23 protein-coding genes and 2 pseudogenes are annotated in these 24,866 nt (G+C 36.1%); 15 read left to right on the top strand and 10 right to left on the bottom strand.

From position 1 onward, the window contains the following. Nucleotides 1-5: 5 nt before the first annotated feature. The 3 genes from ACE199_RS00570 to ACE199_RS00580 are packed head-to-tail and all read left to right on the top strand — an operon-like array spanning nt 6 to nt 3,842. Entirely contained in the window at nt 6-857 is an 852-nt protein-coding gene (locus ACE199_RS00570; RefSeq protein ID WP_375348168.1) for a CheR family methyltransferase, read from the top strand. Further along, nucleotides 811-2,841, top strand: coding sequence for a PAS domain S-box protein (locus ACE199_RS00575; protein WP_375348169.1), 2,031 nt, complete (start codon nt 811-813; stop codon nt 2,839-2,841). The genes ACE199_RS00570 and ACE199_RS00575 overlap by 47 nt, the downstream gene beginning before the upstream one ends. A gap of 47 nt (nt 2,842-2,888) precedes the next feature. Beyond that, a complete protein-coding gene (locus tag ACE199_RS00580; RefSeq protein WP_375348170.1) occupies nt 2,889-3,842 on the top strand; it encodes a sugar ABC transporter substrate-binding protein in 954 nt (317 codons plus the stop codon). 211 nt (nt 3,843-4,053) lie between these two features. Here the strand turns inward: ACE199_RS00580 and ACE199_RS00585 are convergent, their stop codons facing one another. Continuing rightward, nucleotides 4,054-4,515 (bottom strand): hypothetical protein, encoded by a 462-nt coding sequence (locus ACE199_RS00585; protein WP_252295400.1) that lies wholly within the window; start codon nt 4,513-4,515, stop codon nt 4,054-4,056. 42 nt (nt 4,516-4,557) lie between these two features. Then, the gene (locus ACE199_RS00590) at nt 4,558-5,580 is read right to left on the bottom strand and encodes a DUF3231 family protein (protein WP_375348171.1); all 1,023 of its coding nucleotides are present in this window, start codon (nt 5,578-5,580) and stop codon (nt 4,558-4,560) included. A 655-nt stretch (nt 5,581-6,235) separates the two neighbouring features. Between ACE199_RS00590 and ACE199_RS00595 the strand changes: the two genes are divergently transcribed. Genes ACE199_RS00595 through ACE199_RS00610 form a run of 4 tightly spaced genes read left to right on the top strand, consistent with a single transcriptional unit; the run spans nt 6,236 to nt 10,423 of the window. Further along, on the top strand, nt 6,236-7,936 hold the full coding sequence (locus ACE199_RS00595) for a spore germination protein (protein WP_375348172.1): 1,701 nt from the start codon (nt 6,236-6,238) through the stop codon (nt 7,934-7,936). Then, nucleotides 7,884-8,993 (top strand): GerAB/ArcD/ProY family transporter, encoded by a 1,110-nt coding sequence (locus ACE199_RS00600; RefSeq protein WP_375348173.1) that lies wholly within the window; start codon nt 7,884-7,886, stop codon nt 8,991-8,993. The genes ACE199_RS00595 and ACE199_RS00600 overlap by 53 nt, the downstream gene beginning before the upstream one ends. After that, on the top strand, nt 8,974-10,194 hold the full coding sequence (locus ACE199_RS00605; protein WP_375348174.1) for a Ger(x)C family spore germination protein: 1,221 nt from the start codon (nt 8,974-8,976) through the stop codon (nt 10,192-10,194). Before ACE199_RS00600 ends, ACE199_RS00605 begins: the two co-directional genes overlap by 20 nt. Nucleotides 10,195-10,219: 25 nt before the next feature. After that, nucleotides 10,220-10,423: a CLC_0170 family protein gene (locus ACE199_RS00610; RefSeq protein ID WP_375348175.1), complete on the top strand. Its 204-nt coding sequence runs from the start codon at nt 10,220-10,222 to the stop codon at nt 10,421-10,423. 43 nt (nt 10,424-10,466) lie between these two features. Here the strand turns inward: ACE199_RS00610 and ACE199_RS00615 are convergent, their stop codons facing one another. Beyond that, nucleotides 10,467-12,191 carry a methyl-accepting chemotaxis protein gene (locus ACE199_RS00615; protein WP_375348176.1) on the bottom strand — a complete coding sequence of 575 codons (1,725 nt, stop codon included), beginning with the start codon at nt 12,189-12,191 and terminating at the stop codon, nt 10,467-10,469. 158 nt (nt 12,192-12,349) lie between these two features. Then, nucleotides 12,350-13,363: an aspartate--ammonia ligase gene (asnA, locus tag ACE199_RS00620; protein ID WP_375348178.1), complete on the bottom strand. Its 1,014-nt coding sequence runs from the start codon at nt 13,361-13,363 to the stop codon at nt 12,350-12,352. A gap of 182 nt (nt 13,364-13,545) precedes the next feature. On the opposite strand from asnA, the pseudogene ACE199_RS00625 reads away from it, so the two are divergent. Next, nucleotides 13,546-14,069 (top strand): annotated as a pseudogene (locus ACE199_RS00625) (manganese catalase family protein); the annotation flags it as partial. A gap of 194 nt (nt 14,070-14,263) precedes the next feature. Here the strand turns inward: ACE199_RS00625 and ACE199_RS00630 are convergent. Next, a complete protein-coding gene (locus ACE199_RS00630) occupies nt 14,264-14,713 on the bottom strand; it encodes a YndM family protein (protein WP_375348179.1) in 450 nt (149 codons plus the stop codon). A 164-nt stretch (nt 14,714-14,877) separates the two neighbouring features. After that, nucleotides 14,878-15,501, bottom strand: coding sequence for a LysE family transporter (locus ACE199_RS00635; RefSeq protein ID WP_375348180.1), 624 nt, complete (start codon nt 15,499-15,501; stop codon nt 14,878-14,880). Nucleotides 15,502-15,751: 250 nt separating this feature from the next. Here ACE199_RS00635 and ACE199_RS00640 point away from each other — a divergent pair, with 250 nt between their 5' ends. The 3 genes from ACE199_RS00640 (at nt 15,752) to ACE199_RS00650 (ending at nt 16,719) form a co-directional block, all read left to right on the top strand. Further along, nucleotides 15,752-16,006: a sigma-G-dependent sporulation-specific acid-soluble spore protein CsgA gene (locus ACE199_RS00640; RefSeq protein WP_375348181.1), complete on the top strand. Its 255-nt coding sequence runs from the start codon at nt 15,752-15,754 to the stop codon at nt 16,004-16,006. Nucleotides 16,007-16,059: 53 nt separating this feature from the next. Beyond that, nucleotides 16,060-16,197: a hypothetical protein gene (locus ACE199_RS00645; protein WP_252289614.1), complete on the top strand. Its 138-nt coding sequence runs from the start codon at nt 16,060-16,062 to the stop codon at nt 16,195-16,197. Between the two features lie 171 nt (nt 16,198-16,368). Further along, complete coding sequence (locus ACE199_RS00650; RefSeq protein WP_252293855.1) at nt 16,369-16,719, top strand: hypothetical protein; 351 nt, start codon at nt 16,369-16,371, stop codon at nt 16,717-16,719. An 87-nt stretch (nt 16,720-16,806) separates the two neighbouring features. Here the strand turns inward: ACE199_RS00650 and ACE199_RS00655 are convergent. Next, nucleotides 16,807-17,431: pseudogene (locus ACE199_RS00655) on the bottom strand (LysE family translocator). A gap of 267 nt (nt 17,432-17,698) precedes the next feature. On the opposite strand from ACE199_RS00655, the gene bcbE reads away from it, so the two are divergent. Next, nucleotides 17,699-18,967 (top strand): bacillibactin exporter BcbE, encoded by a 1,269-nt coding sequence (bcbE, locus tag ACE199_RS00660; RefSeq protein ID WP_375348182.1) that lies wholly within the window; start codon nt 17,699-17,701, stop codon nt 18,965-18,967. Between the two features lie 59 nt (nt 18,968-19,026). Here the strand turns inward: bcbE and ACE199_RS00665 are convergent, their stop codons facing one another. Further along, entirely contained in the window at nt 19,027-20,280 is a 1,254-nt protein-coding gene (locus ACE199_RS00665) for an MFS transporter (RefSeq protein WP_375348183.1), read from the bottom strand. Nucleotides 20,281-20,534: 254 nt separating this feature from the next. On the opposite strand from ACE199_RS00665, the gene ACE199_RS00670 reads away from it, so the two are divergent. Continuing rightward, nucleotides 20,535-20,966 (top strand): MarR family winged helix-turn-helix transcriptional regulator, encoded by a 432-nt coding sequence (locus tag ACE199_RS00670; protein WP_353737941.1) that lies wholly within the window; start codon nt 20,535-20,537, stop codon nt 20,964-20,966. A 67-nt stretch (nt 20,967-21,033) separates the two neighbouring features. Next, nucleotides 21,034-21,459, top strand: a complete 426-nt coding sequence (locus ACE199_RS00675; protein WP_375348184.1) for a DUF1801 domain-containing protein — start codon at nt 21,034-21,036, stop codon at nt 21,457-21,459. Between the two features lie 80 nt (nt 21,460-21,539). Here ACE199_RS00675 and ACE199_RS00680 read toward each other — a convergent pair whose 3' ends face one another. Both ACE199_RS00680 and ACE199_RS00685 read right to left on the bottom strand, forming a co-directional pair. Then, complete coding sequence (locus ACE199_RS00680; RefSeq protein WP_119118094.1) at nt 21,540-21,731, bottom strand: hypothetical protein; 192 nt, start codon at nt 21,729-21,731, stop codon at nt 21,540-21,542. A 185-nt stretch (nt 21,732-21,916) separates the two neighbouring features. Continuing rightward, entirely contained in the window at nt 21,917-22,381 is a 465-nt protein-coding gene (locus ACE199_RS00685) for a MaoC/PaaZ C-terminal domain-containing protein (RefSeq protein WP_164853151.1), read from the bottom strand. Nucleotides 22,382-23,472: 1,091 nt separating this feature from the next. On the opposite strand from ACE199_RS00685, the gene ACE199_RS00690 reads away from it, so the two are divergent. Then, nucleotides 23,473-24,750, top strand: a complete 1,278-nt coding sequence (locus ACE199_RS00690; protein WP_375348186.1) for an L-lactate MFS transporter — start codon at nt 23,473-23,475, stop codon at nt 24,748-24,750. Nucleotides 24,751-24,866: the final 116 nt, after the last annotated feature.

The raw sequence follows: 24,866 nt of genomic DNA on the forward strand, positions 1-24,866 counted from the left end.
TAAGAATGAAAAATAAACTCATACAAGATCCAGTACAAGTTCAAGAGATAGAGAGAATTGAAATCGAGTTACTTCTAGAAGCCATTTACCGCTATTATGGCTATGATTTTAGAAATTATGCACAGTCCTTCCTGCAAAGGAGAATTTTGCATCGTGTTCGCAATGAAAATCTGACAAGTGTTTCGGCACTGCAGGAAAAGCTGCTTCGTGATCCTGAGGTAATGAAGAGATTATTTTCTGACCTTTCGATAAATGTTACAGAGATGTTTCGTGATCCTGCATTTTTCCAGTCTTTTCGAAAAAATATTGTCCCTTTTGTAAGAGATTATCCAGATATTCGAATTTGGCATGTAGGCTGCTCTACTGGTGAGGAAGTTTATTCAATGGCTATTCTGTTACATGAAGAAGGAATCTATGAAAAAGCTAAGATTTGGGCAACCGATATTAATCCAAAAACTTTAGAGCAAGCAAAGAAAGGTACCTTTTCTTTAGCGAATATGCAGCTATATACAAAAAATTATATGGAAGCTGGCGGAATAAGAGCTTTTTCAGAATATTATAAGGTCGTAGGTGAACAAGTTGTTTTCCCCCCCTTTCTGCAAAAAAATATTATGTTTGCGGAGCATAACTTAGTAACAGATTCTTCATTTAATGAGTTTGATATTATTATTTGTCGAAATGTTCTTATCTATTTTAATAAGAGTTTACAAAATGATGTCCATCAGCTTTTTTATGAAAGTCTAAGTTTATCAGGTTTTATCGGGTTGGGCAAAAGAGAGGGGATTAGATTTACACGTCATGGAAACTGCTATGAAGAAATCGACTCAACAGAAAAACTATACCGTAAATATAAATAATGCTGCTTCCCAAAAAGTGAATATATTAATGGTAGACGATCATCCTGAAAATCTACTAGCATTGGAAGCTGTACTCTCATCTCCGAACTATAACTTAGTTTGTGCGACATCAGGGAAAGAAGCGTTGAAATGTTTGCTAAAACAAGAGTTTGCAGTGATTTTACTAGATGTACAGATGCCGGGACTAAATGGGTTTGAAACAGCTAAACTAATACGCGCGCGAGCGAAAACCAAACATACTCCGATTATTTTTATTACAGCGATTAGTCAAGATCGTGAACATGTTGAACGTGGTTATTCCGTTGGAGCTATTGATTATATTTTTAAGCCATTTCAGCCTGAAATATTAAAAGCAAAAATAGGAAAATTTGTTGAAATGCACGAAAAATATGAAGAGGAGATTAGTAAGAGTGAATGGCAACGTTCAGTCGAACTAAAGGAAGTAAACCAAAAATTAGACCGGACAACCTCGGATTTGCGTCGAACAGAAGCATTAACCAAAGTAATTGGTGAAACGTTAATGGATACGATTGTTACCTTTGATGATCAAGGGCATATATTATCGGTGAATCCTGCTGTCCAAAAGATGTTTGGCTATCAGTCTGATGAATTAATAGAACAGAATGTTTCTAAGCTTCTTCTAGAAGTGATAGGAGATCAAGGGGAGAGTTCCTTGGATTTCCTATCCTTAATCAAACAAGAGGTTGGAAAAGTAATTGAATCGGTTGCATTACGTAAAGATAAAAGTCATTTTCCTGCAGATATCCAAATTGGAGAGACGGAAATAGAGGGAAGTCAAATATTTGTTTGCGCTATTCGTGATGTTACGGAAAGAAAACAGGTTGAGGAAGTTAAAAAGCAACAGTTTGCTAATCTAGAACATATGGTAGAACAACGTACAATCGAGCTTCTATCAGCTAATGAAAAGCTCCAACAAGAAATTGTGGAGAGAAAAAAGATTGCGGACTACCTTTTTGTTTCACAGGAACGGTTTCGGAAAATATTTGAGTCTAGCCCTAACTTAATGGCGATTATTTCACAAGAAAATGGAACCTATATGGATATAAATACAAGCTGGGTAACATTCACTGGTTACAGCTATGAGGAGTTACAAAATCAAAAAATTAATTTACAAGATTTTATTGAAGAAGCAGGTGGTCATTCCATCCATCTAGAGCAACCTATTCGTAACATGAAAATTCAATATAAGACAAAAAGAGGAGAAATGCGTGCTGGATTATTATCATCAGAAATGATTAATATCGAACCGGAACCTTGTATTCTTTTTGTATTGACAGATATTACGGAAAGGGTTCTTTTGGAGAAGGAGATGGCTCGATTAGACCATTTGAATTTAATTGGAGAGATGGCAGCGGGAATTGCTCACGAAATTCGAAATCCAATGACCACGGTTTATGGGTTTTTACAAGTAGCAAGGGGTAGAGATGTATCAAAAGAGGTCATTGATCTCATGTTAGATGAATTAAATCGAGCTAATTCTATTATTACTGAATTTCTAAATTTAGCTAAAAATAAAGTAAGCGATAAACAAATGAAAAATTTAAATACGATTATTAACGCGTTATTTCCACTTATTCAAGCAGAAGCAATACGTGCTAGTAAACAAGTAGCTCTTGATTTGAGTGAATGCCCGGATATATCAATTGATGAAAAAGAAATTCGTCAATTTATATTAAATATGGCTTTGAATGGGCTGGATGCTATGTCTTCTGGAGGGAAACTTACGATAAAAACGTATGCGGAAGAACAGGCAGTCATTTTAGAAATAAAAGACGAAGGAGCGGGCATAAGTCCAGAAGTATTGGAGAAAATAGGAACCCCTTTCTTCACTACGAAGGAGAAGGGAACAGGGTTAGGCTTAGCGATTTGTTATAGTGTAGCTGAACGACATCAAGCAGAGATTGATATCGAAACAGGAAATGAAGGGACAACCTTTTCCATCCGATTTAAAAAGAATCATTGAGAAATGCTTCTGTCAGGGGAGTTTCAAGAAGAAGGAAGGGGGATTATATGTTTAACAACCGGAAAAGATTTCTTCTTATGATTTTTATGATTTCTCTGATTGTCATCGTTTTTATATATAAACAGTTTGGAGAAGAAAAGCCGAAAGTAGTTGTCGTTTTACAGAGCTATGACCTTGATTATTGGGATTTGATTAAAGCAGGAGCAGAAAAGGGATTTGAAGAATTCGGTATAGATGGTAAAGTGATTATGCCTAAAGATGAAACAGTAGAAGCTCAGAAGGATTTATTAAAGAAGGTTCTTAAAGAAAATCCAGATGTATTAGTTGTTTCTCCGGTTTATTCATCTGATAGTGTTACTTCAGAATTAGAAAAGTTTGTAAAAAAGGATATTCCTGTATTATTTGTATATACGGAGGATCCTTGGGAACATAAGACGGCTTATATCGGTACTAATAACTTGGATTTAGGTAAAAAAGCAGGGGTTTTAATGGCTTCACAGCTGCAGCCGGGGGATAAAGTGGCTCTTCTGCGTGGAAAACGATCAATCGTTGAAGGACAACGGATAAGGGGAGCTAAAGATAGTTTAGAGACTGTGAGGATCGAAATAGTGACAGAAGAAACCGGATTATCAGATAGTGACCCTGAATTAGTTAGGAAAACATTCGAGGATATTTTACGAGAGCATCCAGATCTTAAAGGTGTCATTGCTTCAACGGATTATATTGCACTTCCTGTGTTAAAGGTACTTAAGGAACGTGGAATGCAAATGCCTGTTGTAGGGGCAAGCGGAACTCCTGAGATGATCAAGTTAGTAGAAGATGGGACATTGTCTAGTGCAATAGCACAAAACCCTTATGATATGGGGTATATAAGCGTTCAAACCGCATTAAAAGTGACAAAGGGAGAAAAAGTAAATCCAAACATTGATAGTGGTGTAGATATTGTCACAAAAGGTAATGCGAAGGAGAGACTGGACCTCTTAAATAGCGTGCTGGAGTGAAGGTTCTCACGGGGTATCTATATTAAAAAGCCTAAATTCTTTGTAGTACAAGGGATTTAGGCTTTTTAATTATGTACATAAAAGAGTATCTCTAAAATAGATTAAGGTACTATATCAGATTCTTATGTTTCTTTTGTTGTGGATAAGAAGAAGGTTAAGGAACATTTCCATTCATACTTAATATATCTGAGTGAAATTATGGGGTTTTCAGTTATTTTTTCGTTTTTAAATTTCCTAATATAATTTTTATAAACAAGCCGACGCCTATGCCGGGAATCACAGACAAGATAGATAAAAAAGGAGGACCTAATAAAACCCCAAATATTTTTAAATTCGAGGAATAGATCAATCCTATAGTCATGAAATAAGCACTAAAAACAAATGGGAGAAAAGAATAAGGGGATTTCCCGCCTCCAGCATCCCGATAAGCATCCCATATGGCAAACATATAAATACAGGGATAAAACATCAACCATTGATAATTAGTTCGCTCAATAGCTGATTGAATATCACCTTGAAAGCTATAAATAATCACTTGGTTCAAATTTGATTGCACGTTAATTAAAACTTCTAATATGATAAAAAGTAGTCCTTTGAAAAACTTTCCGTTTAAAATTTGTCCAAATCCAGGTAATGCAATACTCCAAAGAACTTTCTCAATTCGTTCTTCCATTGACATTCCTTCACTTCCTATTGGCTAACCAATCAATGAATTTTAACTATTTTGGTTCTTATTTTTTGCAAGTTGTTCTTTATCCATCGTTCCAGGTGGCTGTTCGAGCCATTCATTACTAATCATTATGTCAGCGCCATCTTTCGCATATTGACCGATTTCAAGTGATAAACGTTCATAATTCATGGCTAAATCGCTTCGCTGACTTGCAGCAGCTGCTGTTGCATAGTTTCCCATACCAGCTGCACTCAAGAATGACATAAGAAACATTGTTAATTTATCTGAAAAAGGCGGCGTTGTTGAATCGGTAATAGATAAGTCTGACGGCATGGGTGATTGTATATCGTTATCTATTAATGCTTTTGTAAAGATTTGAACGTGTTTGTTTGAAATATCTTTTCCTCTTAACATCCATTTTTGAATATTTTCTCTTGATGATGTTTGGGCAAAACTTAACGCAATTTTTGATCCCATGAGGTTGGTTTTAATATTCATATATAAGTAAGCTATTTCTAATGCATTCAGCGGTCTTTTGTTAGTAAATGGATTTAATCCGCTTAAATATTTTTTGCTGTCTACAAAGTCCGATTTAGTTGGATAAGCAATATAGGGTGGTCTAACAAACAATCCTTTTGAAAGGGATACATCTGCACCCATATCGTATAAGTTAGATGCTTCCGTAAGGCCTTCCAGAAAATATGCTCTTATATCTTTTCTAGCACTCATTGAAACAAAGCCGCCGTATGTAACTAAGCTTAATCTGGATAAATGACCGATAAAATCCAGCATCAATGAATCAGTATATAGACGAGGGGCATCCATATTTACATCTTCACTTGTAAATCCTGTCGGTAATGGCAGTTGTTCTTCTTGATACAAGTGGGTAAGTTGTTCGATATGGGAAGATGAAAGGTCATAAGCAAATTGGATAATAGAACGGATTTCTTGATCCTCTACATCTTTTAGAAAATACCTTAAAATACATTTGGACATACTATCGTTCATGTATGCAGTCCAAATAGAAGCGATTTCAGCCGAAGTTAGTCGAGCATGATGTTCAGTCATAATTGGTTGCCTCCAAAAATGGTTTAATCTCATTTTAAATTATTCTTTACAATCAACCATATAATATGACAGAGACTTAAAGAAAAAATGTTCCTTCATTAGTGTTGCATAAATAGTTCCGCAGTTTTCCGTTTAATTAGTTAGTCTGTTTAGGACAAAAGTTCAATACCTAATTACAGGTGGCTTTATCTAGTTGGGCTTTATTTATCATTAGATCCAGGAGACGATAACAATTTGTTTGTTAAGGAACGGCTTTTTTTTAATTTTCTGGAACTAGATATAACGCTGGTTTCTAAAATGTAGCCCTTAAATAAGGGCTGGTTTGTAAAGTTTTTCATGTAATCTTCTCCATAGGATAGTCCTTTATCTATGATAAAGGACTTTTTCTATGCCGAAAATTAGGAAGCTGAATATGTATACTATTTGAAATAATTAATGGGTGGAGTACTAGTAATTTTATATAAATAGCTACGAATGAAACATCCTTAATGCTCCCTCTTGCGCTACCGTGTGTCTGATTGAAGTTCTGGTCTGTGTATGCTGAGCTGTTGAAACTAGAAATCATTCATTATTTGTAGGGTTCAAATGTAACCTATTAGGTTAAGAGCGGTTACTAGCTTCATCATACGCCAGTAAAGGAATAATTTACTTTTACATGGACAAAGTAAAAAAAGGTGGTGGTACCGTGGTTTTATTTTTTAAGCAAAAGAAAAAGAATGGTCAAATCATCTCCAAAAAGACTCCCAGTTCAGTAATAGAAGAACATTCTAAAAATAAAATTTCTAGTTCTCTTGATGAAACCGTTCATTTTATGAAAGGGATACTTGGAGATAGCAATGATTTCGTGATAAAGCACTTTGAGGTATTTGGCCAATTTCGCGCGGTGATGTTTTATTTTTCAGACTTAACGGATCAAACTCTTATTAATAACGATATATTAAAACCGTTAATGTATATACCTAATCACTTGCTGCAAAGGAAAATTGTCCTGAATGATTTAAAAGATGTCATTATTAACGAAACGCTTTATCACAGTCAAGCTAAGCTCAATGACTGTCTTGATCGTTTAGTTGATTTTGTTTTACGCGGGGAAACCGTTATTGCAATTGAGGGCATAGCAGAAGGGATTCATATTGGAACCCGTAAACTAGAAAAACGGGCAGTTAATCAACCTGAAACAGAGCAGGCGATTATGGGACCGCGTGAAGGATTTATTGAAAATATTGCAACTAATCTTGCTTTATTGCGCTATCGACTTCCCACCCCCGACTTTTGCGTGAAAAAAATGGAGATAGGACGCCTTACCAAATCAAAAGTTGCTATCTGTTATATAAAAGGAATTGCGGACAACACGGTCATCAACGAAGTGGAGAAACGACTTTCTGAAATTGATATTGACGTCATTATGGATGCAGGCTACTTGGAACAATTTATTGAAGATAATCCATTTTCTCCGTTCCCGCAAGTTCACAGCACAGAAAGACCAGACAAAGCAGTTGCTAACTTAGCAGAAGGAAGAGTTGCTATTTTAGTGGATGGTTCTCCGTTTGCTTTAATGGTCCCCGTGGTTTTCAGCCAGTTTTATCAAACGGTGGAAGACTATTCAACTAGATTTTTAATGGGGAGTTTTGTGAGACTTTCACGTATGCTGGCACTCGTATTTTCACTTGTTTTTCCCTCTCTTTACGTTTCGTTCATTTCTTTTAATCCGGAACTGCTGCCAACAGAGTTTGCCGTTGCTGTTGCAGGAGGACGAGCTGGTATTCCTTTTCCCGCTGTGGTTGAAGTATTAGTCATAGAAGTAGCGATGGAAGTACTGCGCGAAGCAACCGTTCGACTGCCGAAACAAGTAGGGGGCGCCTTATCAATTGTTGGGGTGCTTGTCATTGGTGAAGCAGCGGTGAATGCAGGTTTGGCGAGTCCGATTACAGTTGTGGTGATTGCATTAACAACCATTGGTTCTTTTGCAACTCCGGCTTATGTGGCTGCTTTTGCACTCAGAATGCTCCGATTTCCCATTATTATATTAGCAGGAATCTTCGGTTTGTACGGAGTTGTCATAGGAATTATTTTTATATTTAACCATATGCTTTCGTTAAAATCATTCGGAGTTCCATATATGGCCCCGGTTTCTCCTGAAAACTACCAAGGAATGAAAGATGTCGTAATTAGAAGTCCACTATGGTGGATGCCGAAAAGACCGACTTTTCTCCATCAAGAAAATGTTGCTAGATTAAGGGAGGAAAGGAACAAAGCATTAGAGCATAATAAAGTCGGAAACGACCAGCGGGAGGAAGGTACAGGTGGAGGACCCAAGAGAAATCACAACTCTTCAAGCGACGACAATCTTAATTAGCACGATTATTGGGGTTGGAGTTTTACCTTTGCCGCTGTTTGCTGTAAGGGCAGGGGAAACAGGAGCCCCGCTTGTTACGCTGTTCGGTATTGGGATAGCAGCAATTGGACTATTTATTATTACAAAGCTGGGTATTCGTCATCCTAGTAAAACCATTATTACTTACAGTGAAGAGATTCTTGGAAAATGGCTGGGGAAAGTTTGTAGTATATTCGTTATCATCTTTTTTACTATTTTAACAGCTCTCACTGCACGTGAATTTGGTACGGTTGTCACGACGAGTGTATTAATCGAAACACCGCTAGATGTAACGGTCATTGTTATGCTTGTATTAGCGGCAATTAGTGCACGAAATAACATAAATGTATTTGCCTATATACATAATTTTTACGTTCCTATTATATTAGCTCCGGTTTTAATCGTTGTAGCTGTTTCTTTAAAAAATGCTAATATTCTTTATTTACGTCCTCTCATTGGGAGTGGTTTTAATGAGATGTTTTTTGGAGCATTAACCGTTGCTGCTTTGTTTCAAGGTTCATTCATTATGACATTGATTATTCCAGCTATGAAGCAGCCGAAAAAAGCGATGAGGGCAAGTATATGGGCAATTCTTATATCTGGAGGCTTATATTTGCTGCTTGTTATCGCAACTGTGGCCGTCTTCGGTACGGAAGAAATTAAACAACTTTTTTGGCCCACATTAGAACTTGCCAGAACAACTTCCTTGCCAGGGAATATTTTACAACGTTTAGATGTTGTTTTTTTATCTGTATGGGTTACGGCTGTATTTACAACTATATTTGCGAGTTATTATATGACGATTTATTCGATTAAGCAGTTTTTTCGTTTACAGGATCATAAAATGCTGTCTTACTTTATTCTTCCATTTGTCTATATATTGGCTATGCTGCCAGAAGGTATTTTTCAAATGTATGACGTTATTCGATACGTAGGAAGAATCGGACTTAGTATTACGATTCTTTATCCACTGTTTTTATTTATTCTTGATGTATTAAAAAGTAAGAGGAGGAAACATAGTGAGTCAAAACAAGTATAAAGCGAAGCGAATATTTCTTTTGATTTTCTTAGTTCCCCTTCTTACTGGTTGTTGGGATAGTCGAGAAATTGAGCAGAGGGCTACCATATTAGCAATCGGCATAGATAAGGCGGGTCCAGGTGCAGAAGAACGGGAAGCAGAAGTAAGTCACGGGAAAGGAGAGATATCAATACCAGAAGAGGATATGATAGAAATTACCGTTCAAATAGCGATACCTGGGCGGATTCCATTGGGACCACAAGTAGGTGCTGGAGAAAAAAAACCGGTATTGGTCGTGCCTGTTGTTGGACATACAATTGAAGATGCCATATACAATCTTCAACAAGAAATTGCAGATGAAATATTTTTAGGACACTTAAGATTGATTGTATTGAGTGAGGAAGTAGCAAAAGAAGGAGTGCAACGTTTTAATGATTACTTGAGACGCAATCCGGAAATTCGAAGAACAGCTTCAATTGTTGTGTCAAGAGAAAAAGCTTCAAAATATATGGAAGTAAGTCCTGAGCTAGAACGTGTTCCCTCTCTCTACTTGGCAGAAATGGTTGAAAGTTTAGTTGATTTAGGGAAATTTCCTGAAAGTTTCATTGGAAAATTCTGGAGTATTTTCTCAAGTAAAGGACAGGATGGATACCTTCCGTATTTTCACATTAAAGGGAAAAAAACTATACAAATTAATGGTCTAGCTTACTTTCAAGGAGATAAAATGGTGGGAAAGACAAAACCGCAGGAGATTGGCTCATTTATGGCTGGAATAGGTGCAGAAAAGGGAGGGTACCCCGTTTTTACTGACATTCCCGGTAACGAAAAAGAAATAGCGTTAGTCCAAGCAGTCAAACGAAAAACAAGAATAAAAGCAAATTTAAAAAATGGTAAGCCCCATGTTTTGGTGAAAGTTCGCTACGAAGGTAAAGTTTCGGAGAAGGAAAGCCCGAATGTTAAGATAAAAAAAGAGGAAGATATTCGAGTTCTTGAAAGAGAATTTTCAAATACTGCGCAAAAGTCATTGAGTAATTTAATTGCTAAAACACAAAAAGCAAAGTCTGATATTTTTGGGTTTGGCGAGTATTTCCGAGGGAAGTTTCCTGGATATTGGAAACAAAACGTTGAAACAGAAGAAGATTGGCGGAATATTTATAAGAATCTTTCCTATGATGTAGAAGTAGATACTTATATTCGTCACAGCGGCATGAAAGATAAATAACGTGCCATGAAAGGAAGCTGTGTTTATGGACGATATCCGTTCGATTAACTATTTGATTATCATTTTGTTAGTGACAGGAATTTTGCTTTTGCTGACAGATGTAAAAGCCTATAAAAATGCAGGTTTAAAAAAAGAAAGAAAAGTTACGCTCATACTAGGTTGGACCCATCTTTCATTAAGCATTATTTTAACGCTGACAGCTTGGATTTATTGGACTTGGGTCTGGTAAAAAATAAGCAGCGAACAAATACACCTGTTCGCTGCTTGTTCACTTAATGTAATTTAAAATGATCAACCGAGCTATTTAAGTTTTCTGCTAATTTTGCAACAGATTCGGAACTGCTTACAATCTCATTCATTGCACTAGCTGATTGCTGAATGGAAGCTGAAGTTTGCTCAATTCCTGCGGTGGACTCTTCTATTATTGAGGCGCTATTTTCGAGCGAATAATTGATTTCTTCACTTTGTTTGGAAAGAGTATGGATATTTGTTGATATATCTTGTATCTGCATTTGTATGTTCAGTATAAATGTATTAATTTTATTAAATGTTTCTCTCGTTATTTTAATCTGCTCTGTTCCTCTTTCAACTTGTGTAAAGCTATGTTGCAGGGCAGTTACCGTTTCTGTTGATTCAGTTTGAACACCTTCAACAATGTTTACAATACTTCCGACGGATCCTGATGCTTGTTCCGCTAATTTACGAACTTCTTCAGCCACGACCGCAAAGCCTTTCCCATGCTCGCCTGCTCTTGCTGCCTCGATTGCAGCATTTAATGCTAGTAAATTTGTTTGGTTAGAGATTTCTAGAATTACTTGAACGAGCTTTGAAATTTCTTTTGACTGCAAATCTAATTTTTTAACTTTTTCAATAGACTTTATTACTTCTTGGTGAATCATATCCATTTGTTTCTCTGATTCTCTCATTAGGTCAGAGCCGTTAGTTGTTAAGTCTATAATCTTATTTGAAGACTGGCTTAGTTCATCCCCTTTATTACTTGCTTCCTGAAGTTGACTAGTAAAATGTTGCATCGTTTGAGAAACTTGATTGGCAGAACCAGCCTGTCTATCTGCTCCATTTGATAATTCGTTCATCGTAATGGCAATCTGTTGATTTCCTTCTTTGACTTCATTTGCATGATGAACCAGCTGATTAGATGCATCGACTAACTGAATAGAATTATTGTTTATCCCTTGAATAACTTGTTTTAAATCATTCAGCATTTGTTGAAAGGCAGTGGTTAATATACCAATTTCATCGGTTCTTTTAGTCTCTAGCGTAATAGAAAGGTCTCCATCGCCTACTTTTGCAACTTGATTAGTTAAGTTCTTTAACGGTTTAATAAGGTAATGGGTAAATAGATAAACAATGGTTACACTGACTAATAAAATAATAAGTGTTAATGTAATCATTTTATTCTTATAAGAAGCGATTGAAGTATAGAATTCGGTTGCATTTAAATCGGCACCTACTATACCGATTACTTCACCGGAACTAGACTTGAGCGGGAGGTAAGTAGTAATAAGACCTCCATACTCCTTTGTATTGGACATTTCAATTTGTAAATCTCCTGTTTCAAAAGCTTTCACTATATTCGGATAAGTAGCAGGATCTTCTTTATCTCCTAGTTGTGATGCGTTTTCATCGCCTATAGGCATACCGTCTACCATATAAAAATAATCATAACCATTTTCCGTTTTTTGACGAGACATCGTGTATAAATAGGTTAATCCTGTTTTTTCTCTTAAATCATTCAATTCTGTACGTAATTCTATGTAATAATCGTTTTCCCCTGCATCCAATGTGATTTCTTGTTCGTACTTGTCTATATCAATGATGTTAACGGCCTGCTTAGTGATATTTGTTGCTACTTGACTCAAAGAATCTTTCACTAACTGAACAGAGGAATGATAACTAACATAAGCAGTCACCAAACATGATAACAACACAATGGTAGAAAATATGAAAATCATTTTAAGTTGTATACTTTTCTTCATTCTTTTGCCTCACTTTCGTATAATTTCTATTTATAGATGTTTTTAGGGAAAATCAATATCATTCTTATAATAGAACTAATTACATAATGTTACAATAAAATGTTCCTAGAAAATACCCGTAGCGAACAGTTCTATGGGTATTTTCTAGGATATATATACTATAAAAGGGTGATGTTGTTTTCTTCACACTCTTTTAGAATTTGATGATTCCATATGGAGGCTTGAACTTCACCAATATGAGCTTTCTTTAGAAAGAACATGCATAATCTAGACTGACCGATGCCGCCTCCTATTGTATAAGGCAGGTTTTCACTTAAGATAGCTTGATGATAGGCTAGCACTCTTCGTTCCGCAGTATTAGCCAATTTCAATTGTTTTAATAGGGTCTTTTTATCTACTCGAATGCCCATAGAAGATACTTCAAAAGCTCTCTTTAATAGTGGATTCCAGAATATGATATCCCCATTTAATGCCCAGTCATCGTAATCAGGGGAACGACCATCGTGTTTTTCTCCAGAGCGCAAGGCGCCGCCAATTTGCATAACAAAAACAGCTTTATGTTCCTTAGCGATTGCATCTTCTCTTTGCTTTGGAGTGAGTGAAGGGTACAAGTCCTCAAGTTCTTGAGTAGTAATAAAGTAAATGTCATCGGGTAAGATAGGCTGGAGAGCGGGGTGAAATTCGTGCATATAGTTTTCTGTTGCTTTCATTGCTTCATAGATTCGCTTAACTTCTGTTTTTAGTGTATGGAGGTTGCGCTCTTCCTTAAAAATAACTTTCTCCCAGTCCCATTGATCGACGTATAGGGAGTGGAGATTGTCTAATATTTCGTCTCTTCTAATGGCATTCATATTCGTATAAAGTCCTTCACCAGAGGCAAATCCATATCTAGCAAGGGCGATCCTTTTCCACTTTGCTAAAGAGTGAACGACTTCAATTTGTGAATTGTTAATATCTGAGGCCTGAAAGGAAACGGTTCGTTCTATACCATTTAAGTTATCATTTATTCCCGTGCCTTTATTTAATAGTAAAGGGGCTGATACCTTTATTACGTTGAGTGTTCTTGCAAAATGATCTTCAAAATGACTTTTTAATTCATTTATTGCAATTTCTGTATGCATTAAATTAAGTTTAGATTTATATCCATTGGGGATAACCAAGGTTTGATCCATTTTTATCATCCTCTCAGTTATATATTTCCTTTATCTTACGTTTTCACCTCAGTAATTTAATTCACTAAGGTAATGAACTAAATTACTTTATGAATAAATTTCACAGTTGTGCCTATCAATTTATATAAAGAAGGATGATTTTTTATTTTTTATAACCCGTATGGATTAATAAAAGGACATACACTGGGTTAGGGGCCATGCCTGCGGATAGTGTAGGAAACAGGTGGACAAAAGATTATATATTGCGAGTGGTAATTTATTGGCGGATTTTAGAGCGAATCTTAATGCCGAATCTCAAGGACGTTTACAAGCGGTCAGATTGTATGAGGCAACAAATGATTGTGGAGTTAAGGACATGCTATCCTGGCTGATTGCTCGTGACACGATGCATCAGAACCAATGGATTGCGGCTATTAAAGAACTCGAAGCTAAAGAGAATGTGGTTGTACCAAGTACGTTTCCTAAGGAGCTGGAAAAACAAGAGGTTTCGTATACACTCTTCAATTTTTCTAGAGGAAATGAAAGTGCAACCGGGCATTGGGCTCAGGGACCTAGTATGGATGGAATAGGAGTTTTCAATTATGTAGAGAATCCAGCTCCTTGTGCCAACAAGCCCAAACTAAAACCGGCACCTCCATATATCCATGATACGCTACCAACAGTTCTTAGAGGAAGCAATGGGCTTATTCCTCTCAGTTTAAATTAGTTTAGTTAAACGAAATAAATGGGCTGCTTAATAAAAAAGCTATGTTATAGAACATCGTTGATTTTTGGCTCACTTCATGGGACGAAGGTTAAAATGAGCCAAAAACCATTTAATCAAGGCTATTGTTTAAAAAAGCTAATAAAAAAGAGGAGACACTTGAAAAAGTATGATTGTTCAAGTGTCGTACCTCTGCTTTATAGCTCATCTTCATCCTCATATTTACGAGTTGGAATTCTTGGGGTAAGTTCTTCTGAAGCTTCTGTTTGGTATCGTAACGTAGAAATTCGGTTGTCGTCCTCTTTTATGAGGATCTGATTGTCCATATATTTATGGAAGAAGTACTCAAATAGAGCTACACCTATTGCTGAAGCGAAAGCAGCCGTTACTATATCGTCTCCATAGGTTATGCTGTCGCCTATCAACCAAATTAATAAAAAGGCTAATCCGAAATCAGCAATGGTTGCAATTGTATTATTTGTTTTAGGTAAAATAAACAAGTCGCCAATTAAATAAGAAACAATTCCTAAAACTAAACTGATTAGAAACACATTCCCAAAAGACATGTCGAATGCTACTCCAAGTATCATATATAAAAGAACTAGACTAGAAATAAATTTTATCGCTAGGGCTCTTACATGTTTCATTTTATCGTCTCCTTTCAATACATATTGTGCTTATTGAGAAGAGAGATTATTCGTGTTTTTCATGGGCTGTTGTATGCGTACGAATTAAATAAAAAAGAGGCGTGTGCATATTTAGTTGTACACGCCTAAAATCAGAAACTTCCTATTATATATGTATGTATTTTTTAAAATAAAATCTTAGCCGCTTGGATAGCGAAATACATGCCAAAACAGATGAGCGATAGTCCAGATAATGCAGAGATGAGGACTAAGATAGACGGTGTTAAAAACCTTCGAAAGCTGCTCGAAACGAGAGCCATCGTAATATCCCAGCATAAAATACCAAGGAAGATAGCAGAGCTGTATAGAATCAAATGCTGAATATCATACTTATCGGCGGCATTAGCTAAAACTGATCCGTAAATGCCAAGCCAAAACAAAATCGTCAAAGGATTAGAAATCGACATCAGGAACCCTGATAAAAAAGAGGAAAAATGGGAGTCGTTTGCCTCTCGCTTATCTATAGCCAGTTTTCCTGCACTAAGTACGGTTTCAATTCCTGTGTAAGTGAGGACAAAGAATCCAAAAAGCCACAAAAACGTTTTCATAAAATCCATTTCTAAAAAGTGAACAACCCCAAAATAAACGAGAGCCATATAAACAGCATCTGCTAATATAGCCCCCAACCCTAATATCCAGGCGTGCCAAAATCCTTTCTGAATGCCTTTATCTAATTGAGCGGCATTAATAGGACCAATTGGTGCAGCTAATGACAAGCCTAACAAAATATAACTAAAAAAAATACCCAATCCATTTTCACCTCACCGTTTAGTACCTTCCTGCTTGTACCAATGTATTCGGATAAAGAGGTTTGTACCACTTTTTTAGATAACATACATTTACTTTTAGGGCCTTTACGATTCAGCGAGAATCGGGAGCATGTATTAAGTGGGCTTTTCTGTAGAAAATAATTTTACATGTAGACGCTGTTACACACCTTTAGTAAGCAAAATCAACGGTGTCTAGAGCATTTCCTATATTTAACAAGGAGTGTGGAGAATGGATCAATCATTAGGTTATTTACGAGAAATATTGGCTGGTTATACGGAAAATGATGCAATGGGAAAGAGACTTTTTGATAAAATTTCAAATCGTAATTACGTAACAGAAGGGGAGTTTGTTGAGGACTTAACGCAAGTAGAAAACAATTATCTTAATCGTGTATTGGTTGATGCAATTAAATACGCAAATCAGGAACAGGACGCTGAAAGAGCTCATCAATTAAACGAAGTGTATGAGCTGTTATTTATCTGACTAGGTCGGCAGTGTGACGATTTAGATTGAAGATTGAAAAGAGGGGACATCATTTGACGAATATTATAGATGGAATGGATGAAGCGAGATTTCAATCACCTTATCCAAATGGTAATAAGCAAAGAAAAAGTAAGAGTAAGGAAGATAAGAAAATGCCGATGGTGCTAAAAAATCTAAAGAATGGTTCATGAAAAGGTCATGATACAAATTATAATAAAACTCCGCTTAGTATGGCGGAGTTTTATTATGCATGGAGCTAACAATAGCGGAGGGCACCTTATCTATAAACATCATCAGGCATAAATCAGAGAGGAGAGGAAAATACTAAACATACAATTCATTAACTTTCGGAGGTAAGGTACATGTCTGTGTTTGTTTACCAAACATTTGAGCTGAAGCAGGAAAAATTTAAAGAAGGAATCGAAAATTTGCAGGAAATGGCTAAGTATCGAAATGAAAACTATAATCATAAGGTAGAAATATTAACACCTATTACGGGAAAAGATTATACATATGTACTTTTTTCAACATATGAAGGGTTGGCAGAAATGGAATTACAAAATAAAAAAATGTTTGACGATGAAGAGTACTTGAAATTGATTGGAGACTTTTTTCTGGAAAATATTGTACAAGGGAGCATGCATACACAGTTCTACCGACGAATGAGTGAGAAGAAAAAAGATAACAACGATAAGGATAAGAAAAAAGAGTAAGCGAATCATTTACAATAAACTAACACGGGGCATTACTTTTAGGAGTAAAGTCCTTATTATGATTGGAAGGGAGCTCAGCATCATGATTTAAAGAAGAGCTGTAATTCCTTGATAGCCAAAATATAAACCAAATCCAATGAGTGTTAATCCGGATAGGATAGATATACCTCTTAAGCTGTTAAGACTTAAAAATTTTCGGAATCCGGTTGTTAGCCCAGCAACGACAAGGTCCCACAACATTAAACCAAGAAAGATCATACTGCTATAAACGAGCAGGGATTTTGTTCCGTTTACTTGGGCCGTTTTTGCTAAAACAGAACCGTAGATTCCTAACCAGAAAAGAATCGATAAGGGACTTGTAATAGACATAATGAAGCCTGTAAGAAAACATTTGAATAATGAATCTCTTCCGCGGCTATCAGCAAGAGCAAGTGAATTAGCACTAAATATACTTTCCACTCCCGAATAAATAAGTATAAAAGCTCCAAATAACCAAAGGAATACTTGGACGATAAACACTTCCAAGAAATGGACCATTCCTAAATAAACCATTAGTATAAATACCCCATCTGCTATCATGGAGCCAACTCCAACAATCCATGCCAAAACCCGTTTTTAATTCCTTTATCTAAACGAGCTGAATTAACGGGGAAAATGGGGCCGCTAACGTAAATCCTAACAAAATATAGTTTAATAAAATGCTCAAGCTCAAACATAATCACTTCACTCGATATTAATAACTTGTACATTCTATGTATAAAAAGATAGAGCTATGAATCCTCGTCCTGAAAATATCCAAGTATTACAGTGGGATAATTCATCAAAGTGAGGGGAGAGTGTGGTGAATGGATGCTGAATGAGGCTATCATTTTTTGTCAAGGATAATATGCTATCTAGCAGTCCATATTAACAGTAGTTAATGCAATTTCTGAAACAGCTGTAACTGTTTCAGAAAATAATAAAAAAAGGCGTGTCACCGATGGAACATGTAGAAAATATTCAATCTGTAAAGGCTAACAAGAAATCAAAGAGTGCATCCAAAAACAAGCCTAATAATCAAAAGTGGGCTGTACTATCCATTTCATCGATTCCGCTTGTGATGACATTAGGAAATTCAATGCTTATTCCAGTTCTTCCAGCTATGGAAAAGAGTATAGGGATATCACCGTTTCAATCTAGTATGATTATTACTGTCTACTCGATTTTAGCTATCATTTTTATTCCTATTGCAGGGTTCTTATCCGATCACATAGGCAGGAAGAAAGTCATTATTCCAAGTCTAGCAATTGCGGCAATTGGGGGGCTGATTTCTGCATGGGCAGGATGGAAAATAGATAATCCATATTGGATCATTTTAATTGGACGGGCTTTACAAGGAATTGGAGCAGCTGGAGCTTTTCCAATTGTCCTACCGCTTGTCGGTGATATGTTTAAGACGGACGAAGAAGTGAGCAGCTCGTTAGGGTTAATTGAAACATCCAATACGCTTGGGAAAGTACTGAGCCCTATTTTGGGAGCCTTTTTGGCAGGATTCTTTTGGTTTATCCCATTCTTTTCTATCCCAATTTTTTGTTTAATATCAATTTTACTTATGGTTTTCTTAGTTAAAAGCCCTAATAAGAGAGAGAAACCGCTTCCCTTTAAACAATTTATACACAACATAAAGGATACTTTCAAAAACAATGGGAAATGGCTTTATGCTGTGTTTATTATTGGAATTATTTTAATGTTTGTGTTATTCGCCGTTTTATTTTATTTGTCTGATACATTGGAAAAAGTATACGATATGAAAGACGTAAAAAAAGGGCTGTTATTAGCTATTCCATTGGGAGGGCTATGCATTGCTTCTTATATTACAGGGAAATTAATTAAAGAAAATAAAGTTCTTATGAAATGGATAACCTTTGGGGGAATTGTTTTATTAGTTGCATCGATTGTAACGCTAAGTTTTTCTAAAGCTATGTGGTTTATAATTACTTTATTTTTATTAAGCGGTATTGGAATTGGAGTAGGGCTGCCATGCCTCGATGCACTTATTACATCAGGAATTGAAAAGCAAGAACGTGGAACGGTTTCTTCTATTTATAGCTCGATGCGTTTTATTGGGGTAGCTGCCGGGCCACCTGTTATGGCGATTATGATGAAACATGCTGAAAACTCTCTTTTTTATATATTAGGCGGTTTAAGTGTGATTGCAGCTATTGCTACGTTTATGGCTATTAAGCCTGAAACCGAAGAAGCGAAATGAACATATGTTTCATAGTCAATGAACAAGGCTGTCTCGCCCTGAGACAGCCTTGTTTCTAATCAATGAGCCGATTTAGCCTGATCAATATGTTTGATATGCTTATAATTGAACAAGATGAATAATACAGAAAGGACAACAAATCCTGCACCTACAAGAAACGGAACATGTGAGTTGTAAATCTCAGCAAGTTTAGCTGCCATAAAAGGTGAAATTGCAGCTCCGATGAAACGTAGGAAGCTGTATGCAGCAGATGCTGTAGAGCGTTCAACAGGTGCTGCATCCATCACAGCTGTTGTAATCAATGTATTATTATTTCCTAATAGCGCACCTGCAATAATAACAGCAGAGATTACAACGACGGAGTTTGCTGTCCAAATCCCCATTATGAGCAGGGTAAGAGCAAATAAAAGTAACATCATGACCATTGACTTAATGGCTCCGAAGCGTTGTTGAAGTTTTGGCGCCATAAAAACAGAAGTAATGGCAAGTAAGATTCCCCAACCTAAAAATACATAGCCTAATCCTTTTGGGTCTAGCCCCATGATGAATGGCGCATACGCCATGATTGTAAAGAATCCGATATTGTACAAGGCAGCAACTATCCCTAATGTGAGCAGTGAACGATGCTTCATCGCACGGAACGGATCTAATAAGGAAGTTTTGGTTTTAGTAATTGTTTTTGTGTTCGATGCGGGCATTAATTTAGATAGAATAATAAAGGCAAGGACCATCAATGTTGCGACACCAAGAAACGGTGCTCTCCATGATAAAGAACCTAATGTTCCACCAAGTAGTGGTCCAACTGATATGCCAAGTCCAACCGCCATTTCATATAGAATAATCGCTTTGGTCGTTCCGCTATTAGAAAGCGAAACGATTGCGGCTAAAGCAGTTGCAACAAATAAGGCATTACCAAGACCCCAACCAGCTCGCAATCCAACCAATGTCCATATATTGTTGGCGATTCCGCCACCAAGTCCTGAAACAATCGCAATGATGATAATTCCTAAAAGCAGCGTCCATTTATGTCCAAGTCTTGAAGAAAGCGTACCAGTAATAAGCATTGCAAATGCCATAACAGCATTATAACTCGTATAAAGTAAAGTTACTTCACTAGGTGTAGCATGCAATTTTTCAGCGATGGTTGGTAAAACAGGGTTCACAAGCCCCATTCCCATAAAGGCTGTAATACTGGCGAAAAAAATCGCCCATACAGCTATCGGTTGATGAAAAAGACCCCCTTGCCCTTTTGACAATTCAGATTGTGTGGATGGTATTGCTACTTTTGTTTTTACTTTTGATGTAGCTGACATACCTTTCTCCTCTCCTAACTGTTTTCAACTATCTATAAGGGAAAACTCCTCATAGTTTTTTTCACTAATAAATCCGAATATGCACAACAATTAAATGTAACAATATTCCTGAAGTTGCATCATACAACTATTTTAATTGTATGATGCAACTATTTGATATGTCAATACAATTTTCTAGCGTGATTAGTCATGAATTGACAAACGTTTGTAGTGAGTTATCATAATTTATAGAGAATATTTGATGAGGTGGAAAGATGATGAAGGAAGATTTACTGGAAACAATCGAACTAGAAATGGCAATACTCGGTCGGCGTCTTACATCTGTTACACCGAATAAAGCTCAAACGAATTTAGACCGAGCTACATATCTTCTATTGCTTAAGTTATTCGTTCAAGGTTCTATTGGAGTAAAAGTATTGGCGAATGAATTACAATTGGATATGTCTACAGTAAGCAGACAAGCTGCTACATTAGAGCATAAAGGGTATGTGAATAAAATTCCTGACCCCCTAGATGGTCGGGCATCCTTTTACCAAATTACTGAACTGGGAAAAACAGAATTATTAACATACAAACAAATGAGAATGGAGAGAATTGGGGAGTTAGTGAAGGAATGGTCAGATGAAGAATGCGAAGTATTTGGCCGGCTGTTAAAAAAGTTTAATCAAGCACTGCATCAAAAATAGAGATAATACGTCATCAAGGCGATTGGAAATGGCAGCGAATTCTTAAGAAAAGGGGTGATTCTAAGTTATGTATGAACTAAAAACAAAGGAAAATGATAACAGTGTTATAGAGTTTATTGAAACGGTTGAAAGTCCTAAAAAGCGTGAAGACGCCTATAAATTGTTAGATATTTTTACAGAAACGACAGGTTTTCAAGCGAAAATGTGGGGACCAAGTATTATCGGATTTGGTTCTTACCATTATACATATAAGTCCGGTCATGAAGGGGATGCACCGCTAGTCGGCTTTTCACCTCGAAAAGCAAAAATTAGCTTGTATTTTGCGACGGGTGACACGACACGAGAAGAATTGTTAAAGGATTTTGGCAAACATACGACAGGAAAAGCGTGTGTATACATTAATAAAGTGGCAGATATTGATGTGGATGTGTTAAAGGCATTAATTCAGCAATCTATAAGATTTCTACAAGAAACTTATCCGAATCAACTTTGAAAATAAAAGAATCTAAACCCTTAATGAGTCTAGATTCTTTACAGGCTGCTGAGAGGTTCCTCAACAGCCTATTTTAATGCTTATAGAAAGTCATTAATGTTTTCGTTCACCCAAACATAGATTTTTTCTCTTACGTCTGCATCATTTGCTCCGTGTTGTTCTGAAAGAGCAACAATTTCAGCTGGCAGCTGCTCGATTACTTTGTCTACTTGCTCGTCTGTTGGCGGCATTCCTAATGCGTCAATAAAGCACTCTTGAATAATTTCTTTCATGTCTGTTCCTCCGTTAAGTAAAATAAATGGACTAGCTTCCTTTTCAAATTTTAATTGAATTTTATATAAATTGAAACATATTTCAGCTGTAGTTAAAAAAAATACCCTAATCCGTTGATTTTATGATTAGGGAGGAGATATATAAGGAAAAAGGCTGCCCCTTTTCATTTCGGGACAACCTCTTTTCACACGGTTACGAGTTGTTTAGTGTCACTTGATTCTTTTGTTTTTAATAATACAGTGATTTCTGTTAATAGTACGACTTCTTCATATTGATTCGTCATAGTAAATTTGAGGGTGACTTTGCCGCGGCCGGGATTTGATGTTGGTGTTGAATTGACAACTTCTACTTCTGTATATAACACATCATTCTTTCTAACAGGTGCTGTAAATTTAACATAGTCAAGACCTTTTCCAACGATGAATTCCTCACCTAATTTATTTAAGCGAATCCATTGTCCCCACATCTTACCAAGAGTTAGAAAGCCAGAGCTGATGATTCCGTTAAACATGCTATTTTCAGCATATTCTTGATCGACATGGATTGGTTGAGGATCGTATTTCGTTGCAAAATCGGCAATTTCTTCTGATGTCATTAAAATAGGTTCGCATTGAAAACGTTGACCAAGTTTAAATTCTTCAAAAAACATTAAGACTCTCTCCGTTCTTTTGTTTGGTGTGTTATGTAACGTGTTACACATTTTATTTTTAATAGGATATTTTACAACTATAAGTTTAAATCAAAAATTTACGTTAGTAAAATACTAATTTTAGATTAGATTTCTAATTAATATTTGTGTTAATAAATTAAGGAAAGAATACGGGGGATTTAATATGAAGGAATAAAATGCCTGATATATCAACAGTTTCATTTCTTCTTTATATGAATGAATTGTCTGTTGAAATGATAAATAGAACTTTTTTTGTAATATTTTTTATAAATTACATAATTTTCTAATATAATTTTAAATATCAATTGTTAGTATTGATTATAGAAGTCGTGGAATATACGACTATTTTTTTGTATTACTACAGTGATTAATTTGACAAGGGAAGTTGGATGAAATCGTTATTTGAAAATTTATTATCTTACCTTGTCGTAATGATTATTATACTGATATACAACAAGGTGTATAATTTCATTTTCTTTTTCAGAAAATATGTAGGGAGGGAATGAATAGTTATTTATTCAAACTTACTCATATCACAGTAGTAAAGAGATCTTCTGTAATAAATCTGCACAAAAACTTTGTTACACCGTTTTTTGTGTATGAGAAAATGTAGAGGAAAATAAAGAGTTATCATGGTTGTTGAGCTTATTGATAAGGCTGCGTATGTAATAAAACAGAATGTTTTTTGATATGAAACGCTATAAACTTGTTTTAAAAAATGCGGAGAAGGTCTATCCCTTTTTCATTTGAAACACTGTATTTAAAGTATTGTGAAAAAGTAGTTTGAACGGTACGAGTAATCACTTTTTGGGGGCCGATTCTAAAAAAAGTAATAATACTGGTAAAGTTTTTTATTGATTTTTTTATGGGAAAGATGTTATGTTTTATTTCAAGGAAATATTGAAATGAATTCAAGAGTTTTTCTATTTTGGGGGAAATGGGAATCATTGGATCTAGGAATCATTCTATTTTGGGGAAAATAGAAGTTGTTCATAATTTTCAGTATTTTCTATATTTTCTATTTTTGGGGAAATAGAAAATGATACATGGGAACAAGGGGGAACTTAATAATGAAAAACAGATGGTTAATTGCTTTATCAGCTATCGCGATTCATCTCTCAATTGGTGGTGCATACGCTTACAGTGTATACAAACTGCCAATAACTGAAACAATGGGATGGACAACAACACAAGTAACCGTGGCATTTACAATAATGATGGCGCTTGCAGGAACGTCTGCCGCTTTCTTTGGAAAATTCGTTGAAAAAAATGGTCCAAGAAAATCAGCCTTGCTGGCTGCGGTTCTTTTTGGTGCAGGACAAGCTGGTTCAGGACTAGCTATTATGATGGATTCAGTAACTTTATACTGGTTAACTTATGGATTATTAAGTGGTCTTGGAATGGGGATTGGATACATTTCACCGGTATCAACACTGATTAAATGGTTCCCAGATCGCAGGGGATTAGCAACAGGTATGGCTGTACTTGGCTTCGGTGCAGGATCTCTTATTACAGCTCCAGTTGCAGCAAACCTTATGGAGACTGTAGGTATTTCATCCACGTATTATATTTTAGGTGCAGGTTATTTTATATTAATGTTTTTAGGTGCTTCTTACATTACACCTCCTCCAGCGAATTATATGCCAGAGGGAATGAAACAAGCTATTGACACTGGTAAAAAAGAAGTAAAGAAAGATCTACGACAATTAACAGCAAAAGAAGCAGTGAAAACAAAGCATTTCTGGATGCTATGGGCAATGAAACTTATTAATACGAGTGCGGGGATTATGATGATTTCGGTCGCTTCTCCAATGGCTCAAGAGGTAGTTGGCTTATCAGTTGCTGGGGCCGCTGCTCTAGTAGGGATCATGGGAATCTTTAATGGTGGCGGTCGACTTGGTTGGGCAGCAGCTTCTGATTATCTTGGTCGACAAAATGTTTTCATCGTCTTCTTTGTTATTCAAATCGTAGCGTTCTTATTACTACCAATTACAACAAATGTTTTAATATTCCAAGCATTGATCTTATTAGTTGTTAGTTGTTATGGTGGAGGATTCTCTAATCTTCCTGCTTTCGCTGGAGATTTATTCGGAACAAAAGAAGTTGGTGCAATCCATGGTTATCTATTAACAACTTGGTCATTAGGTGGAGTGTTTGGACCGATATTAGTAAACGCTATTAAAGGAAGTACAGGCAGCTATGTTCCTGTTTTCTATACGTTCTTTGGATTAATTACAGTTGCTTTTATCATTTCAATTTGGCTTAAAATGGACATTAAGAAATTCCAAATGAAGCAACAAGTAGTTAATGAACAACCGGTAGGAAAGACTTCAAGAAAGACTTCATAATGGCGATTAGATGTTTCTAGACTTTAATCCGCAGCAGTAAAGTTGTAATTTATAATTGATTAAGACATTATCCATGTAGTTTCCTTATCGTGAGATGGGAGATACTTGGGTAGTGT

The organism is Peribacillus sp. Hz7 (assembly GCF_042136355.1).
GTDB classification, from domain to species: domain Bacteria; phylum Bacillota; class Bacilli; order Bacillales; family DSM-1321; genus Peribacillus; species Peribacillus asahii_A.